The sequence below is a fragment of the Pseudomonas sp. UBA5706 genome (assembly GCF_002419965.1).
Lineage (GTDB): Bacteria > Pseudomonadota > Gammaproteobacteria > Pseudomonadales > Pseudomonadaceae > Aquipseudomonas.
Map to the genome: position 1 here is coordinate 26,197 of NZ_DIHC01000053.1, position 17,379 is coordinate 43,575.

Sequence of the window (17,379 nt, forward strand, 5' to 3'; positions counted from 1 at the left end):
GCCACCCCGGCGAACGGATACCCTGAAAAACCCAGCGCCAACATTGTCCCTAAAAGCACAACCCATAAAAAAGCCCCGAATCGTCGAAGAGATCGGGGCTTTTTCGTCAACGGCCAGCTTAGGCAGTCGCGTTCTTCTCGACCGCATCCTTGACCAGCTTTTGCAGCGAGCCATCAGTATGCATCTCGACAATAATGTCGCTACCGCCCACCAGCTCACCAGCAACCCACAACTGCGGGAAGGTCGGCCAGTTTGCATACTTCGGCAGGTTCGCACGGATTTCGGGGTTTTGCAGAATATCGACGTACGCGAACTTTTCGCCACACGCCATCAATGCCTGGGACGCCTTGGCCGAGAAACCGCACTGCGGGGCATTTGGCGCGCCCTTCATGTAAAGCAGAACGGTGTTTTTGGCAATCTGGTCTTTGATCGTTTCGATGATATCCATGGAGCACCTCGGCTTAACTTTACGACTGTATGAGTCGACACGGTGGCGCATTCTAACCGATTCCCTAGCGTAACGCTCGGTCTTGGCTTTGATCGCCCCCATAAACAGGAGGATCGTCATGCCGCCACGACTGTCACCGGCACCCCGTTAAGTGCAGCATTGCCGGACACCGCATCCATCTGCCGTTCGTCTGTGAGGTCGTTGGCGCTCTCTCCCGGTTGTGCACGGGCAATGGCCATCTGCACCCCAGGGCGACCATGCCCCCACCCATGCGGCAGGCTCACAACACCGGGCATCATGTCGTGGCTGCCGATGACTTCCACCTCGATCATCCCGACTCGCGAAGTCACTCGAACCCGCTGGCCATCGCTCAAGCAGCGGCTGGCGAGGTCGTCCGGGTGCATCAGCAATTGATGCCGTGGCTTGCCTTTCACCAGGCGATGGTAATTGTGCATCCACGAGTTGTTGCTGCGCACGTGACGGCGCCCGATCAGCAGCAGTTCGTCGGCCTGCGGTCGCACAGCCGTAATGAAACGCTCCAGATCGGCCAGGATCAACCCCGGCGCAGCCTGTACACGTTGATTGGCGGTTCGCAGTCGCGACGCCAGATTGGGCTTGAGAGCGCCCAGATCCATCCCGTGCGGATGGCCGTATAACGTGTCCAGCGATAGCTTGAAATCGGAGGCATCGCCATACAATCCCGCGCGCAGGCCCCGGTCAACCATGTGCGCAGGGGCAATGGTCGGCTTCAGCTCGCGCCCGGTTTTCAGCGCAAATGCTTCGGCCAGGCCGACGAAGATTTCCCAGTCATGCCGCGCACCCTCGGGTTTGGCGAGGATGGCGCGGTTGAAGCGCGTGACATTGCGCACCGCAAACATATTGAAAGTGGAGTCGTAGTGATCGTTTTCCAGCGCTGAGGTCGAGGGCAGGATCAGGTCGGCATGACGCGTGGTTTCATTGATGTACAGATCCACGCAAACCATGAATTCCAGCCCGTCCAGCGCTTTATCCAGCCTGCGCCCATTCGGCGTCGACAGCACTGGGTTGCCCGCGACGGTGATCAGCGCCCTCACCTGCCCTTGGCCTTCGGTAAGCATTTCTTCGGCCAGCGCCGAGACCGGCAGTTCGCCGGCGTACTCCGGGAGCCCGGAAACGCGGCTTTGCCAGCGGTTGAACCCGCCGCCTGAAGTCGATGCGACCAGGTCCAATGCTGGCTCGGTGCACAACGCACCGCCTACGCGATCGAGGTTGCCAGTCACCAGATTGATCAATTGCACCAGCCAGTGACACACGCTGCCAAAAGCTTGCGTGGAGATACCCATGCGCCCGTAACAGACGGCCCTTTCAGCGCTGGCAAAATCTCTCGCCAACTGTTTGATCTGTTCAGCCGGTACGCCACAGCGCAGGCTCATGGCCTCGGCATCCATGCTTGCAATCGCAATCCGCACTTGCTCAAGGCCATCGACCGGCAGGTGACTGTCTCGGGTCAGGCCTTCGGCGAACAGCGTGTGTAACACGCCAAGCAGCAGCGCGGCGTCGCCACCGGGCCGGATGAATACATGTTGATCGGCAATGGCTGCGGTTTCACTGCGCCGCGGATCGACCACCACGACTTTGCCGCCACGTGCCTGAATGGCCTTCAGGCGCTTTTCCACGTCCGGCACGGTCATGATGCTGCCGTTGGAGGCCAACGGATTCGCGCCGAGGATGAGCATAAAATCCGTATGATCGATGTCAGCAATAGGCAGCAACAGGCCGTGCCCATACATCAGGTAGCTGGTCAGGTGCTGGGGAAGTTGATCCACAGAGGTCGCCGAAAAACGATTGCGGGTCTTGAGCAGCCCAAGAAAATAATTACTGTGGGTCATCAGCCCGTAGTTATGAACGCTGGGATTGCCCTGGTACACAGCGACAGCGTTCTGCCCATGACGCTGCTGGATGTCGGCCAGACGCTCTGCCACCAGGTCGAACGCCGTCTGCCAGTCGATTGGTTGCCACTGGGAGCCTATCCGAAGCATCGGCTGGCGCAGGCGGTCGGGATCGTTCTGGATGTCCTGCAATGCCACTGCCTTGGGACAAATATGCCCGCGGCTAAAGGTGTCCTGGGCATCGCCCTTGATCGAGCTGATATGCACCGTAGCATCGTCTTGCAGAGTAGTTTCGATGGTCAGGCCGCAGATAGCCTCACACAGATGACAGGCGCGGTGATGGATAGTCTTGGTCATCGCCAGTCTCATGTTTTTGTGGCGCGACCCGTGTGATCGCGGAGACAAAACTATGGAGCCTGCCGCAGGACTTGGCCATAAACGTCAGCGCCGTGAATCGGACGGCATCAGGTGAGCCAATAGCTCACCGGCGGGATGAATCGGGTGGTCAGGAAGCCGAACCACCTATGGGCGTGACAACTTTGTGTTGCAACTGAATTTCATGGACGGTTTCAACCTGCTCCTGGGAGACCTGCACGCCCGTCAGCTCGCCAATCAAGCGCCAGTGATCGTCGAGGCCGGCGCTGATGGTTGCCATGCGATCGATCATGCGTCGACCTGCAGAGCGGGTCACTTCATCTTCGCTGCGCATCAGCTCGAACGACATTGACGTCATGGACGCTGTGAGGTGTGTAAGGGTACGGGCCGTGAGCCCGAGCAGTTCCGTCAATTGTTTCTCTTTTGAATCCATTCCCCACCTCTTTTAGAGGACATAAGCGGCCTTTATAACCCACGCCACAGGTTTCGGAAACGTCCGGGTTTCGACGGCGTGAAGCGTGTCGCAGAAGGTTTCAGCAGCATCTTGAAACTATTGCAAAATGAGCATTGATTGCCATCGCCATACCGCCGGTGTAAACCTCCGCCCGGCTGATCGCATGAGGGGTGGCTAATTGCCTTTGCTGCGTATCGAACTGTAGCACTTCGTTACATGAAAAGCGTCTCAAACACATCGCATTGACGTGCCAGGAGAGATGGCAGAGATTTTCAAACACGCCAGGCCTTGGCACGAGGCGACATTTTCTTATACCCTCGCGCCTTCCCTATTCGTCGCCCCGTGCGGCTTTTGCCGCAGGTCTCGCCCGTTTTCCCGATAAAACCCGGCATTGAGGATCTGCGGTCTGTTGCAGACAAGGTAGTTAATGATGAGCGCAAGGCACTTTCTCTCGATGATGGACTACACGCCAGATGAACTCGGCAGCGTGATCCGTCGAGGTATTGAGCTGAAGGACCTGCGAAATCGTGGTGTGCTGTTCGAGCCGCTGAGAGGCCGGGTGCTGGCCATGATCTTCGAGAAATCTTCGACTCGAACCCGGGTTTCCTTTGAGGCGGGCATGATTCAGCTCGGCGGTCAGGCTATTTTTCTGTCGCCCCGGGACACCCAACTGGGCCGTGGCGAACCGATTGCCGACGGTGCACGCGTCATGTCGCGCATGGTCGATGCGGTGATGATCCGTACGTTCGCCCACAGCAACCTCACCGAATTCGCCGCCCACTCACGCGTACCGGTCATCAACGGCTTGTCCGACGATCTTCACCCCTGCCAATTGCTTGCGGACATGCAGACCTTCCTTGAGCACCGCGGCTCGATCAAGGGTAAAACCGTCGCCTGGGTCGGCGACGGCAACAACATGTGCAACAGCTATATAGAAGCAGCGATCCAGTTCGACTTCCAGCTGCGCATTGCCTGCCCGCAAGGCTATGAGCCTGATCCGCGGTTCCTCGCGCTGGCGGGTAATCGCGTGACACTCACCCGCGACCCGCGTGAAGCCGTCAAAGACGCACACCTGATCAGCACCGACGTGTGGACGTCCATGGGCCAGGAAGAAGAAGCGGCCAAACGCCTCGCGTTGTTCAAACCATTCCAGGTCACCCGGGCCATGCTCGATCTGGCCGCCGACGACGTCCTGTTCATGCACTGTCTGCCGGCGCACCGAGGTGAAGAGATCAGCCAGGATTTGCTCGACGACGTGCGTTCGGTGGCCTGGGATCAGGCCGAGAACCGTTTGCATGCGCAAAAGGCGCTATTGGAGTTTCTCGTCGCGCCGGCTTATCAACCGGCATGAGCGAGCCGATGTTGCTTCAACTGCACAACCTCGCCTGCGGGTATCAGCAACAACGGGTCGTGCAGGGCCTCGATCTGCAGCTAAACGCGGGCGACATCGGCTGCCTGCTGGGCTCTTCGGGCTGCGGCAAAACCACGACACTGCGGGCCATTGCCGGTTTCGAGCCGGTGCATGAGGGCCAGATCGTCCTTGCAGGTCAAGTGATCTCTAGCCGCGGCTTTACCCTGGCGCCCGAAAAGCGCCGGATCGGCATGGTGTTCCAGGACTACGCACTGTTCCCGCATCTGAGCGTGGCCGACAACGTTGCTTTTGGCATCCGCCATCATCCGCGCCTCTCCAGGGTGGTAGAGCAGATGCTCGAACTGGTCAATCTGGGTGCACTGGGCAAGCGTCATCCCCACGAACTCTCCGGCGGACAGCAGCAGCGGGTGGCCCTAGCTCGCGCGCTGGCGCCCGAACCACAGCTGCTGCTGATGGACGAACCCTTTTCCAACCTTGACGGCGAGCTGCGTCGGCGCCTGAGTCTTGAGGTGCGTGACATTCTCAAGGCCCGTGGGACCAGCGCCATTCTGGTGACCCATGATCAGGAGGAGGCCTTCGCAGTCAGCGATCACGTGGGCGTGTTCAAAGAGGGGCGACTGGAGCAGTGGGATACGCCGTACAACCTGTATCACCGACCGGCTACACCCTACGTGGCCAGTTTCGTCGGTCAGGGCTATTTCGTGCGGGGGCGTTTGATAGACGGCGAATTGGTACAGAGTGAGTTGGGGACGCTGCGAGTCAATGGCTCGGACGCAGGCGTCGCCGGGACATCGGTCGACGTGCTGTTGCGCCCTGACGACATCGCATTTGCACCTGACAGTCCGCTGAAGGCCAGCGTCACGGGCAAGACATTCCAGGGCGCCGCGACCTTGTATCGCTTGCAGCTGCCGAGCGGGACGCCGCTGCAAGCGCTGTTCCCCAGCCATGCTGACTTGCGCGCCGGGGATGAGGCGGGGATTCGCGTAGCGGCAGAACGGTTGGCAGTGTTTGCGGCTCAGGAACATGTGCCTGCGGTGTGACCGGATTATCTGAATCCCAGCGCTGTTGCAGCATGGCTTGCCGGCAGTGGCGCATGCGATTCGTCGCCGACGGCCAGTCGCGCTGCTACACAAATCCACACTCGCCGAAGTGCGTGATCATCCCAGCGTCAACACCCCGCTGGCCACCAGCGTCGCAGACCCGCCGATCTTTACCCTGTCCCCTTCCAGGCGGCAGAACAACTCCCCGCCCCGAGCCGAACTCTGATATGCGGTGAGGCTGAACTTGTTCAGCCGCGCCGACCAATAAGGAATCAGGCAGCAGTGGGTCGAGCCGGTTACCGGGTCTTCAGGGATGCCGATCGCCGGGGCGAAATAGCGAGAGACGAAATCATAGCGTTCAGCGTCCCCCTTGGCGGTCACGATTACGCCGGGCCAGGGCAAGCATGCGATGGCTGCGAAATCGGGCTTGCAGTCACGCACTGCCTGTTCGGACTCCAGCACCACGAGCAGTTCCGCCGAAGCCAGCACGTCAACCACCTCGGTATTCAGTGCGCGTTCGATATCGACGGTCACGCCCATCTGAGTGGGCGGCATGGCGGGGAAATCCATTAGCAGCCGGCCATTTTCCCGCGTCACGCTTAACGCACCCGATTTGCTGACGAACTCAAGGGTGTCCGACGTCTCGCCGTACTTTTCAAACAGCACAAACGCACTCGCCAGCGTCGCATGCCCGCACAGCGGTACCTCGCTGCTGGGCGTGAACCAGCGAATGTGCCAACCCTGAGCCTCACGCACGACAAATGCAGTCTCGGAGAGGTTGTGTTCGGCGGCTATACGCTGCATCAGCTCATCCGACAGCCAGCCATCGAGGCGATAGACCATCGCCGGGTTGCCGGAAAACGGCCGGTCAGTAAAAGCATCGACTTGATGATATTCAAGCAGCATGAAAGGCACCCCGGTTTTTATTGTTCACCAGCATTTGGCTGCCAATGGCCTGCGCATGACTGGCGCAGGTACGTTAACGGCACACACGAATCATTCACGACCAATCGGCGCGAACGTTCCTTGAGTGTGTTCTGCGAGCACCGTAGCCGACAGCTCGACCTCAAGCCCGCGTCGCCCGGCGCTGACGAAAATCGTCGCGAACGATTGAGCGGAGAGGTCAATGAAAGTTCTCAACCCTTTCTTTTGCCCCAGCGGGCTGATGCCGCCCAGCAAATAACCCGTCGCACGCTGTGCGGCAGACGGATCGGCCATTTCCGCCTTTTTCACGCTTGCCGCGTGCGCCAGCGCCTTGAGGTCCAGCGACCCTGCGACAGGCACGACCGCGACCAGCAACTCGCCCTTCTCGGTGCTCGCCAGCAGCGTCTTGAACACTTGGGCAGGCGCCAGGCCTAGCTTTTCGGCTGCCTCCAGACCATAAGACGCGGCCTTGGGATCGTGTTCATAACTGTGGATATGGTGTTCGGCGCGAACCTTTTTCAGTAAATCCAATGCGGGGGTCATGCAACACTCCAGACGACCAAGCTGTTTGTCGTTAATTGCCGTTACTTTAGGCGATCTGCCATCGAAACGCTTCTGCGACGGGCATAGGAATCAAGATCAACCGGCGGGCTGAAATGACCTCTTCGTTCACTTTCGACCTTTGACAATGTTCATTTACGTCTATATTTTTTCGAATACGAATATCCAGCCCCCACCCGCAACGCCATCTGCGCAACGCAAGCGCTTTCCCACGTAGACTGATGGCAGTTTCCGGATACCCGCTTTATCACCAGGCTATCGACATGACCGACAACGACAACAAAAACTACATCATCGCCCTCGATCAAGGTACGACCAGCTCGCGCGCGATTATCTTTGACCGGGACGCCAACGTGGTAAGTACCGCCCAGAGTGAATTCGTTCAGCATTATCCACAGCCTGGCTGGGTCGAACATGACCCGATGGAGATCTTCGCCACGCAGACCGCCTGCATGACCAAGGTCCTGGCCCAGGCTAACCTGCATCACAACCAGATCGCCGCGATCGGCATCACCAACCAGCGCGAGACAACGGTGGTCTGGGAAAGAGACAGCGGTCGGCCGATCTACAACGCTGTGGTCTGGCAATGCCGTCGCAGTACCGAGATTTGCCAACAGCTGAAGCGCGACGGCCTTGAGGATTACATCAAGGAAACCACCGGTCTGGTGATCGATCCTTATTTTTCCGGCAGCAAACTGAAGTGGATTCTCGATCACGTCGAAGGCAGCCGTGAGCGTGCCCGGCGTGGCGAGTTGCTGTTCGGCACCATTGACAGCTGGCTGATCTGGAAATTTACCGGCGGCAAGGTTCATGTCACCGATTACACCAATGCGTCGCGCACCATGATGTTCAACATCCACACCCTCCAATGGGACCAGCGGATGCTGGACGTGCTCGATGTACCACCGCAAATGCTGCCTGAGGTGAAATCCTCGTCCGAGGTTTACGGCCACAGTAAAAGCGGCATCGCCATCGCCGGTATCGCAGGTGACCAGCAATCGGCCCTGTTCGGGCAGATGTGCGTAGAGCCCGGGCAGGCCAAGAACACCTATGGTACCGGCTGTTTTCTGCTGATGAACACCGGCGAGAAAGCGGTGAAGTCCAATCATGGCCTGCTCACTACCATCGGTTGCGGTCCGCGAGGTGAAGTGGCCTATGCGCTGGAAGGCGCTGTGTTTAACGGCGGCTCAACCGTGCAGTGGCTGCGTGACGAACTGAAGATCGTCAACGATTCCATGGACACCGAATATTTCGCTACCAAGGTCAAGAACAGCAATGGGGTGTATCTGGTCCCGGCATTCACCGGACTCGGCGCGCCTTATTGGGACCCTTACGCACGAGGCGCGCTGTTCGGGCTGACCCGTGGCGTGAAAGTCGATCACATCATCCGCGCTGCGCTGGAGTCGATCGCCTACCAGACCCGCGACGTGCTTGACGCCATGCAGCAGGACGCAGCCGAACCTCTCAAGGCGTTGCGCGTAGACGGCGGCGCGGTGGCGAACAACTTCCTGATGCAGTTCCAGGCAGACATTCTCGGCACCCAGGTCGAACGCCCGAAGATGCGCGAGACCACAGCGTTGGGCGCAGCCTATCTGGCGGGTCTGGCGATTGGTTTCTGGAGCGGGCTGGACGAGCTCAAGGACAAAGCCGTGATCGAGCGCAAATTCGAACCGCAGTGCGACGAAGTCGAGAAAGAAAAGCTGTACGCAGGCTGGCGCAAGGCGGTTGAGCGTACGCGGGACTGGGAGCCGCACGAAGACGTGGAGGAAGGTTTGTCGGTATAGCAGTCCGGCGTGCCAGCGGCAGCGGTGCGTCAGTTAATGGAGAGCTGACTGACACACCACCGCTGCAAAGCCGTGCTGCTTGCCGGACTGCGTATCAGACAGGAGATTCTTTTTCCGGCTGACAGGTAATGGCTGCCTGCGGCATCATGGGCGCCCTTGCCCGAAGGAAGAAAAATGAATCTGCCACCCCGTCAACAGCAGATCCTCGAGCTGGTCCGTGAGCGCGGCTATGTCAGCATCGAGGAAATGGCCCAATCGTTTGTCGTGACCCCGCAAACCATCCGGCGCGACATCAACCAGCTGGCGGAAATGAACCTGCTGCGCCGCTACCATGGGGGTGCCGCCTACGATTCCAGCATCGAGAACACCGCGTACGCCATGCGTGCCGATCAGATGCGCGATGAGAAACAGCGGATTGCCGAGGCGATTGCCGCCCAGATACCAGATCACGCCTCGCTGTTCATCAATATCGGCACCACCACCGAATCCATCGCGCGCGCCCTGCTTAATCACAATCACCTGAAAATCATCACCAATAACCTGCACGTGGCCTCGATCCTCAGCGGCAAGGATGACTTCGAAGTCCTGCTGGCCGGTGGCAACGTACGCCGCGACGGCGGCGTTGTGGGTCAGGCGAGCGTGGATTTCATCACCCAGTTCAAGGTCGACTTCGCGCTGGTGGGGATCAGCGGCATTGACGAAGACGGCAGCCTGCTGGATTTCGATTATCAGGAAGTACGGGTTTCCCAAGCGATTATCGCCAATGCACGTCAGGTGATCCTGGCCGCCGACTCCAGCAAGTTTGGCCGCAACGCTATGGTAAGGCTCGGACCCATCACTTTGATCGATTGCCTGGTCACCGATCAACCGCCAGTGCCCGCGCTGGCGCAACTCTTGACGCAAAACAAGATTCGGCTGGAAGTGGTTTAAGCACCCCTGCTTGCATCCCAGCGCAGTTTGATCCGGCGATACGGGTTCTGTAGCAGTCAGGTTTGGCGGTAGCAGCGGCTTGAAATCGCAGGCGCCAATAAGCCGGCCGGCGAGACAGGTTCACCCTGCCCCCTCCCCCCTTGCAACTTCCAAAAGCGAGCTCATGTTCGCTTTTTTTCCTTTCTGTTCTTCTCAATCGTTATTTTCAATCGAAACCGGCTAGCTGGGTGCCCGCTATTGCGTTACTATTTTCGAAAATGAACATACATGTTCGGATTCGCCTTTAATCCTCAGATAGCCAAGGCGGGTTCAGCTACCTGACAGGAGGCCCCCATGGCCCATTCCGCCTTGCCAACCCCACCCATTTCCGAGGTTTACGACATTGCTGTGATCGGCGGTGGCATCAATGGCGTCGGCATCGCAGCGGATGCTTCGGGCCGCGGGCTCTCGGTGTTCCTTTGCGAAAAGGACGACCTGGCCAGCCACACCTCCTCAGCCAGTAGCAAGTTGATCCACGGCGGCCTGCGTTATCTGGAGCATTACGAGTTCCGCCTGGTGCGTGAAGCACTGGCCGAACGGGAAGTCCTGCTGGCAAAAGCGCCGCATATCGTTAAACCCATGCGCTTCGTTCTGCCCCATCGCCCGCACCTGCGGCCAGCGTGGATGATTCGCGCCGGTCTGTTCCTGTATGACCACCTGGGTAAACGTGAAAAACTTCCGGCCTCGAAAAGCCTGCGCTTCGACCGCAACAGCCCTCTGAAGCCGAACATCACCCGCGGTTTCGAATATTCCGACTGCTGGGTCGATGACGCGCGTCTGGTGGTGCTAAACGCGATGGCGGCGCGTGAGAATGGTGCCCATATACATACCGGGACGCGCTGTGTGAGCGCGAGTCGAAATGCCGGGCAATGGCACCTGAACATGGAACGTGCAGACGGCAGCCTGTTTTCGATTCGCGCCAAGGCGCTGGTCAACGCGGCCGGACCCTGGGTGGCGAAGTTCATTCGCGAAGATCTGAAGCTGGAGTCGCAATACGGAATTCGTTTGATTCAAGGCAGTCATTTGATCGTGCCCAAACTGTACGAGGGCGAGAACGCATTCATTCTGCAAAACGAAGATCAGCGCATCGTATTCGCTATTCCGTATTTGGAGCGCTTTACCATCATCGGCACCACTGACCGCGAATACACGGGCGATCCGTCGAAGGTGGCGATTACTGAGGGCGAGACCGATTACCTGCTGAAGATCGTTAATGAGCACTTCAACAAGCAACTCAGCCGGGCCGACATCGTTCGCACTTACTCAGGCGTGCGTCCGTTGTGCAATGACGAATCGGATAACCCGTCAGCGATCACCCGCGACTACACCCTGTCGCTGTCCGGCGACGCCGGCGAGGCACCTATCCTTTCGGTTTTCGGCGGCAAGCTGACGACTTATCGCAAGCTCGCTGAATCGGCCATGCAGCACTTGGCGCCGTTCTTTACGCAGATGAAACCTGCCTGGACTGCCAAGGCCAGCCTCCCCGGCGGGGAGAATATGACTACGCCTGCGGCACTGGCGACCGAGTTGCAACAGCGCTGCCCGTGGCTTGCGGCCGAGACAGCCACGCGCTGGGCAATCACTTACGGCTCTCGCAGCTGGCGCATCGTCGAGGGCGCACAGGCGCTGACAGACCTGGGCGAACATCTGGGCGGTGGACTGTACGGCCGTGAAGTCGATTATCTGTGCGACGAGGAATGGGCAAGTACCGTCGAAGATATCCTGTGGCGCCGAACCAAACTGGGCCTGTCACTGGCCGAATCCGAGCAACAGGCGCTCAAGGATTACCTGCAGCAAGCCCAACTGCGTCGCTCGCGCGTGCAAGCCGCCTGACTCAATGAGCCGCCCAAGGATCCGCAGGCCAGCGGTTCTTGGGCGGCCTCAAACGTCGCCTTTGTCAAATCGGCAAGCGTGCGTACGCCTCTTCAGTCAGCGTCAGTAGCAGTGCCCGCTCGGCAGCGTTCATTTCCTGCATCAACCTGTTGCTCTGCTCTACATAAGCCTGCTCTCCAGATTGCGCTGATGCTTCCTCGGCCAGTGCAAGGCGGGTGTGGAAAGGTTCCGTCATGGCTTCGAAGCGTTCCGGATAGCGGTAATGAAGGTACTCCTGCCAGAAGTCACGTTCAGCGAGCGACTCGCAGACGCTTTCGCGGGTCTCGGCGCGGAACACGGCCAGCCGGGCATTATTGATGTCTTCTGACGTGACCCCGCTGAACATTTCATAGTGCAAGCTACTGGGTTGTGCGGGCAACCCGAGCGGTCCTGCCAGGCGGACCCTGTATGTCAGGTAGACCTCGATGTCATCGATGTTGATCCTGTTCTGACGACGCATCAGCTCTATGTGCCGGGATGCGGCACGGTCCACTTCATCAAGGCGAAACAACGAGCGGCCGACGCGCATCAAATATTCCTCTTGCTCGGCGAGCGGCAGCCCGGCTGTCACGGTGTTTACATAGATGCGGGTTTCGAGGTGGCTGAGCATCAGCAGCAGGCGGTCCTGACAGGTCCGCGGGCCGGAAACCTGGGTAAACAACAGGTTGCACAGCTCTTCGTTCTGAGCGCAGGCCTCCATGATCGTCCAGATGCGAGCCCGGTAATACACAGGATGGGCATGGAAATCCGAGGTATCGGCGAAGTCGGCAAGGAAACGAAAGAAGTCGTCCGAATTAGCCACATCCCGCAACGTCGCCCAGTAACCCTCACGTGCAGTGCGCAACTCGCCCACAGAGTCGACCAACCACTGTTCGCGGGCGACTTCATCGACAGCTCGATGGCTGGATAAGGTCACGCCGCCGGAAGCGTCGTCCTCTGAGACGTGCTCCCCGCTTGCAGTGTCCGTTTCAATCAGCGGATTGTCATGCACCGCCCTCCCCTGAAGACGGATTCGCAGACTGTGCACGTCCTGACGCAGATGACGCAGTCGATTGTTGCGTAAATCGGTCATGCCGCCCCACGGCAGGTTCTGCGCCCCAACGGGTAGCTCGGTCAAACCTGTGAACCGCAGCGAAACCTCACGCAGGCACAATAGGCGTTGCAACTCCGGAGCCTGGCCAAGAGGGTTGTGGCTGAGGTCAAGGTGTCGAAGACGTGTCAAGGTTGCCAGTCGGCGATTGCCTCCTGCGTCCATGACGATCTGATTATTGTTCAGGTGCAGTTGCTCAAGCTGTGCAAGATGCTCGATGCCTGAAGGAATGGATCTGAGTCGATTGTCGCGCAGGTCTAGTTCGACGAGGTTTCTGAAACGCTGAAGAAAGTCGGGGTTCAGTGCCGTCAACGACATATTGCGAAGCCTCAGACGGGTAACGTGGGGAAACTCCAGACCTGTCGGGAGTACCGGAAGGTTGCCCACGCGTTCGCCATCGATGGTCAACGCGAATCCGCCATTCAAGTGTTCTGGTATCTCGCGGCGCCAGCAACGGCGCAGGGCATTGGCAACCCTTTGCCGCCGCAGCCGATCGAACACGCCGGTATGCTGCCCCTGCCACTGCTGCAAGCCCTCGCGCAGGCTGTCCAGGTGTTCATGAAGTTGATGGGTGTGCGCCCATAAATCGGTGTGTTGCGACGAAACCTCGAGCAGATAATGCTCGATGTCATTGTCGCTCATGCCCGGGAACACCTCCCTGATGCTTCGTCTGATCGCCTGTCGACTGCTCTCGGCGCGGCCGCTGAGCGGATAGCCAAGACGTCCGTCACCCCACCGGACCGGCGGCCGCACCCCTATGCCCACCGGCGTCTGGCCGATCAAGCGCGACGCCAACTCGCGTTGACTGCCAGCCTTGTGCGCCAGCACATTGATAAGTCCGGCTTCGTCCAACTCAACGCTGCCCAGCAAGCGTTTTTGCCTGTCGTCCAGACACAGAAGCAATGAAGACATCAGGCTGTCAGCGCCTGACGAAACGGGTTGCGCATGCCCCGGTGCAAGCATCGTGCGATAACCACGCCCACGTCTATAAATGTACAAAACCTGCGAAGCCCCCAAGGATCCCGTTTGCGCTTTCAAGGCGCCATCGGGCGAACCTTCGCGCAGCTCCACCCGCACCGTCGCCGGCCAAGGCGCCAGGTTTTCAATAAGGCCCAACGCAAGCTTTTCGGTATCAGCGGTCACCGCGGACGCCTGCCGCAAGCCGGCACACGCCCGATCCAGCCGGCTGTCGCGTGACAACCAGCGCGCCTGCTCGGCCAATGCCAGCGGCACGCGATGGTTTGCCAACATCTGCTCAACCTGCTCACCACTGGCCCGCTCGACGATTTCCTGCGCGCCGCGTGCCGTCAGCCCCGTGAAATCGCGCCTCAATAGCCGTTGCGCTTCGTCAGGGACGACCTGGCGCGAAGCGAAAACTTCCTCGAAGGCGTCATCGCGCAATGCAGGGAATTGCTCATGCAGTTCGTAACGTTGCGCAGCATCCAGCAGACGTGCAGGCGGTGGCGCATTCTCGACGTGCAGACGGCGCAGGCGTCCTACGGTAAAGCCGGTGCTTTGCAGCACAGCGCGGGCGCCCTCATCGGACAACGCGCAAAAGCGTCGCCCCAGCCGCCGAAGCGCATGCCCCTCCCCGGTCCAGTAATGCGGCTGTTCCATTGCATGACGCCAGCCACCCGCGCCGTTATGTTCGAGCAGCGGTTCATGGGCGCCGCCACGCTGCGGGTGGACGATCCGTGTCGTGCCTTTAAGCTCATCCGTTCTGATCTGATACGTGGCATCGTGCAAGCGCAAGTGGGTGCGCTCGTCGACCCTGCCCTGTTGTCCCACCGCCAGCCCTGTGTCTTGCACCTCATAGGCACCAAGGTCATCGGCACAGAGCTTGAACCGCCCAGCTTCTGTGCATATCGGATACAGGCCATCGACGAATCGCGAACGCTCCAGCACGCGGCCGATCACCGCACCGCCGGCAGAAAGGGCAGCAGTTGCGACCATGTTTTCAACAATGCCGAACAGGTGGCCCAGGGCCGCCTGCCGGTCGCCCAGTTGCCAATCCTGATAGCCTTCATACACCTCATCGGCAATCTGCACCGCCGCCACGCCCAGCATGGCCAAGCCCAGCCCAGGCACGACAAACCCCGCAAGATTGAGCAGGCTCAGACCGGCATCCAGGTACGCCTGCTGCCGCTCGACTTGCGTCTGGCGGTTTTCATCGTCGGTCGGTACAGCCAGCACCCTGGCATCATCGAAGATCGTGTCGATGCGCTGTTTACCCAGGTATTGGAACAAAGGCTGTTCGATGGCGCGATGACGGCCATCGAGTTGCAATGCGGTCGATGGAGCGGTCATGGCGGCCACTTGATTCAACGTCATTACGAAGGCAGCACGATCGCGCTCGCCTATGAAGCGCATGAAGAATTCGCGGTACTGCGCCTTACGCAGTCGTAAGCCTAATGCCAGGTAAAACGCTGACCAGGAACCGTGCAGTTGCAGGGCGCCAATCGGGTCATCGGGAATCCAGACGATCAGGCTTTCAATAGAGGCGTCGGTCGGACGTGCTCGAACCTCGAAGGCGATGACACCAAAAATCGTCTTGCCCAGCAGCATGACCTGGCGGGGCGTCAGAACCGCCGGGTCGCTTGGCACAATCGGATCGCGGGCCGCGACCGGCAACAGGCGCCGATAAGTACGCTGGCTTATCTGCCCCTTCAATGCTGCCAGCCGAATCGTCACATCCAGCTGCGCACGCGGCGCTTCTTCGAGCAACGCCAGCACCGCCTTGCGCGCAGCCTCATCGGGTGTACCGTCAGCGCGCTGCGGCCGCAGCCTCTCGCCAAGGATCCGCTGGTACTTGCCACCCAGGTCAAGCTCACGACACAACCGAGCAAACTCCTCGAACCCGACCTCCAGCGCTTGATTGGATGCCGTGCGTAGCGTTGAACGGACAAACGCATTTTGTTTCGTCTCATCTACGGTGAAGTTCAGCAGGGCCGCCGTGAGCAGGTTTTGCTCGGTGGTAAGGGTCCGATAGGGTGGGGAAAGGCTGGCCACTACTGGGGGTTGTGCAAGCCTGCGCACAGACTGAACAGCGCTGCGGCGGGCGTCGACCTCCACGGCAAATCGATCCTGCATGGCCTTTTCCAGCAGCGGGGTGGCGAAGGCCTCCAGCGTCGGGACGAATTGGATCAGCTGACGCAGGTGCTGCGCATTGGTTTCCTGCTGTCGGAGTGCGCGATGCAGCGCTCGCAACTTTTCGATAGAGGTGTTTCGCATCCAGGCAGGCACCTGCTTGGCGATAAGTGCATCGATGGAGTCCATCGGAATACTGGAGTTCGTCATTCTGTTCACCGAATTTAAATATTCGGCGAGGTTCCACAAACGGCCGGACGCCAGTGCGGTATATAAATCAACTACCCATAGACACATCTATGCGATGCGGACGCGTTCGGAGTTCCGAACATCCCGCCCTCTTGCAGTCGGTATCCCGGACAACAAACTGCTCAAAGGCCCAGGATTTTTAAAAAATTTCCAGTATAAACAGAAGGTTATATATGGCTTCCTTCCTGGCATGACTCATGCTCTACACTGATCACGATTGCTTCGATGTAGCGAGTCGCCTTATTGGGCCGCCGTTGTAGCGTTCTGAAACGAAAGGGCCGACCGGCCCCATAAAAAAAACAAAGTCGAGGATTACTAGATGCGTATCGTTCCCCACATTTTGGGCGCAGCCATTGCTGCCGCCGCTTTGATCAGCACCCCAGTGTCCGCCGCCGAGCTGACTGGCACTCTGAAGAAAATCAACGAGTCGGGCACCATCACCCTCGGTCACCGCGACTCGTCGATTCCGTTCTCTTACATCGCCGACGCTTCCGGCGTCCCGGTCGGCTACTCCCACGACATCCAGCTGGCTATCGTCGAGGGAATCAAAAAAGACCTGAACAAGCCTGACCTGAAGGTCAAGTACAACCTGGTAACGTCGCAAACCCGTATCCCGCTGATTCAGAACGGCACTGCAGACATCGAGTGTGGTTCCACCACCAACAACGCCGAACGTGCCCAGCAGGTCGATTTCACGGTCAATATCTTTGAAATCGGCACACGTCTGCTGGTCAAGAAAGACAAAGATGGCAAGCCGACTTACAACGATTTTGCTGACCTGAAGGGCAAGAACGTCGTTACCACCGCCGGCACCACCTCCGAACGCATTATCAAAGCGATGAATGCCGACAAGCAGATGGGCATGAACGTCATCTCCGCCAAAGACCACGGCGAATCCTTCCAAATGCTTGAGAGTGGCCGCGCTGTCGCCTTCATGATGGACGACGCCCTGCTGGCGGGTGAAGAAGCCAAGGCCAAGAAACCCGACGACTGGGTTATTACCGGCACTCCACAGTCCTTTGAAGCCTACGCGTGCATGGTTCGCAAAGAGGACCCGGCTTTCAAGAAAGCCGTGGATGACGCCATTGTCGGTCTGTACAAATCCGGCGAGATCAACAAGATCTACAGCAAGTGGTTTGAAAGCCCGATTCCACCTAAAAGCCTGAACCTCAACTTCCCGATGAGCGAAAAGGTTAAAGAGCTGATCGCCAATCCGAGCGACAAGCCGGCTCCAGACGTAAAAATCTGATTCCTGACTAACCTTGCGCCTGAGGGAGCCCTCTCCC

Annotated in this window: 12 protein-coding genes; 6 read left to right on the forward strand and 6 right to left on the reverse strand. The window is 58.9% G+C overall.

Going from position 1 to position 17,379, the window contains the following annotated elements:
* Positions 1-118 precede the first annotated feature (118 nt).
* The 3 genes from grxD to B3I26_RS25235 all read right to left on the reverse strand — a co-directional run bounded on the left by grxD (position 119) and on the right by B3I26_RS25235 (position 3,124).
* Positions 119-448, reverse strand: a complete 330-nt coding sequence (gene grxD / locus B3I26_RS25225) for a Grx4 family monothiol glutaredoxin (protein WP_296261882.1) — start codon at positions 446-448, stop codon at positions 119-121.
* A gap of 116 nt (positions 449-564) precedes the next feature.
* Positions 565-2,673, reverse strand: a complete 2,109-nt coding sequence (locus B3I26_RS25230) for a molybdopterin oxidoreductase family protein (protein WP_296261806.1) — start codon at positions 2,671-2,673, stop codon at positions 565-567.
* Between the two features lie 148 nt (positions 2,674-2,821).
* Positions 2,822-3,124 carry a hypothetical protein gene (locus B3I26_RS25235; RefSeq protein ID WP_110950080.1) on the reverse strand — a complete coding sequence of 101 codons (303 nt, stop codon included), beginning with the start codon at positions 3,122-3,124 and terminating at the stop codon, positions 2,822-2,824.
* 451 nt (positions 3,125-3,575) lie between these two features.
* Here B3I26_RS25235 and argF point away from each other — a divergent pair, with 451 nt between their 5' ends.
* Both argF and B3I26_RS25245 read left to right on the forward strand, forming a co-directional pair.
* Entirely contained in the window at positions 3,576-4,496 is a 921-nt protein-coding gene (argF, locus tag B3I26_RS25240) for an ornithine carbamoyltransferase (RefSeq protein ID WP_296261810.1), read from the forward strand.
* A gap of 8 nt (positions 4,497-4,504) precedes the next feature.
* Positions 4,505-5,557: an ABC transporter ATP-binding protein gene (locus tag B3I26_RS25245; RefSeq protein ID WP_409521961.1), complete on the forward strand. Its 1,053-nt coding sequence runs from the start codon at positions 4,505-4,507 to the stop codon at positions 5,555-5,557.
* 117 nt (positions 5,558-5,674) lie between these two features.
* Here B3I26_RS25245 and B3I26_RS25250 read toward each other — a convergent pair whose 3' ends face one another.
* Positions 5,675-6,463, reverse strand: coding sequence for a PhzF family phenazine biosynthesis protein (locus B3I26_RS25250; RefSeq protein ID WP_296261814.1), 789 nt, complete (start codon positions 6,461-6,463; stop codon positions 5,675-5,677).
* Positions 6,464-6,553: 90 nt separating this feature from the next.
* Complete coding sequence (gene ybaK, locus B3I26_RS25255; protein WP_296261817.1) at positions 6,554-7,024, reverse strand: Cys-tRNA(Pro) deacylase; 471 nt, start codon at positions 7,022-7,024, stop codon at positions 6,554-6,556.
* Between the two features lie 281 nt (positions 7,025-7,305).
* Between ybaK and glpK the strand changes: the two genes are divergently transcribed.
* The 3 genes from glpK to glpD all read left to right on the forward strand — a co-directional run bounded on the left by glpK (position 7,306) and on the right by glpD (position 11,628).
* Positions 7,306-8,826: a glycerol kinase GlpK gene (glpK, locus tag B3I26_RS25260; protein WP_296261883.1), complete on the forward strand. Its 1,521-nt coding sequence runs from the start codon at positions 7,306-7,308 to the stop codon at positions 8,824-8,826.
* A gap of 174 nt (positions 8,827-9,000) precedes the next feature.
* On the forward strand, positions 9,001-9,756 hold the full coding sequence (locus tag B3I26_RS25265; protein ID WP_274135096.1) for a DeoR/GlpR family transcriptional regulator: 756 nt from the start codon (positions 9,001-9,003) through the stop codon (positions 9,754-9,756).
* 333 nt (positions 9,757-10,089) lie between these two features.
* On the forward strand, positions 10,090-11,628 hold the full coding sequence (gene glpD, locus B3I26_RS25270) for a glycerol-3-phosphate dehydrogenase (RefSeq protein ID WP_296261821.1): 1,539 nt from the start codon (positions 10,090-10,092) through the stop codon (positions 11,626-11,628).
* A gap of 64 nt (positions 11,629-11,692) precedes the next feature.
* Here glpD and B3I26_RS25275 read toward each other — a convergent pair whose 3' ends face one another.
* Positions 11,693-16,054 (reverse strand): NEL-type E3 ubiquitin ligase domain-containing protein, encoded by a 4,362-nt coding sequence (locus B3I26_RS25275; RefSeq protein ID WP_296261823.1) that lies wholly within the window; start codon positions 16,052-16,054, stop codon positions 11,693-11,695.
* A gap of 358 nt (positions 16,055-16,412) precedes the next feature.
* On the opposite strand from B3I26_RS25275, the gene B3I26_RS25280 reads away from it, so the two are divergent.
* Positions 16,413-17,342: a glutamate/aspartate ABC transporter substrate-binding protein gene (locus B3I26_RS25280; protein WP_296261825.1), complete on the forward strand. Its 930-nt coding sequence runs from the start codon at positions 16,413-16,415 to the stop codon at positions 17,340-17,342.
* The last annotated feature ends 37 nt before the right edge of the window (positions 17,343-17,379 follow it).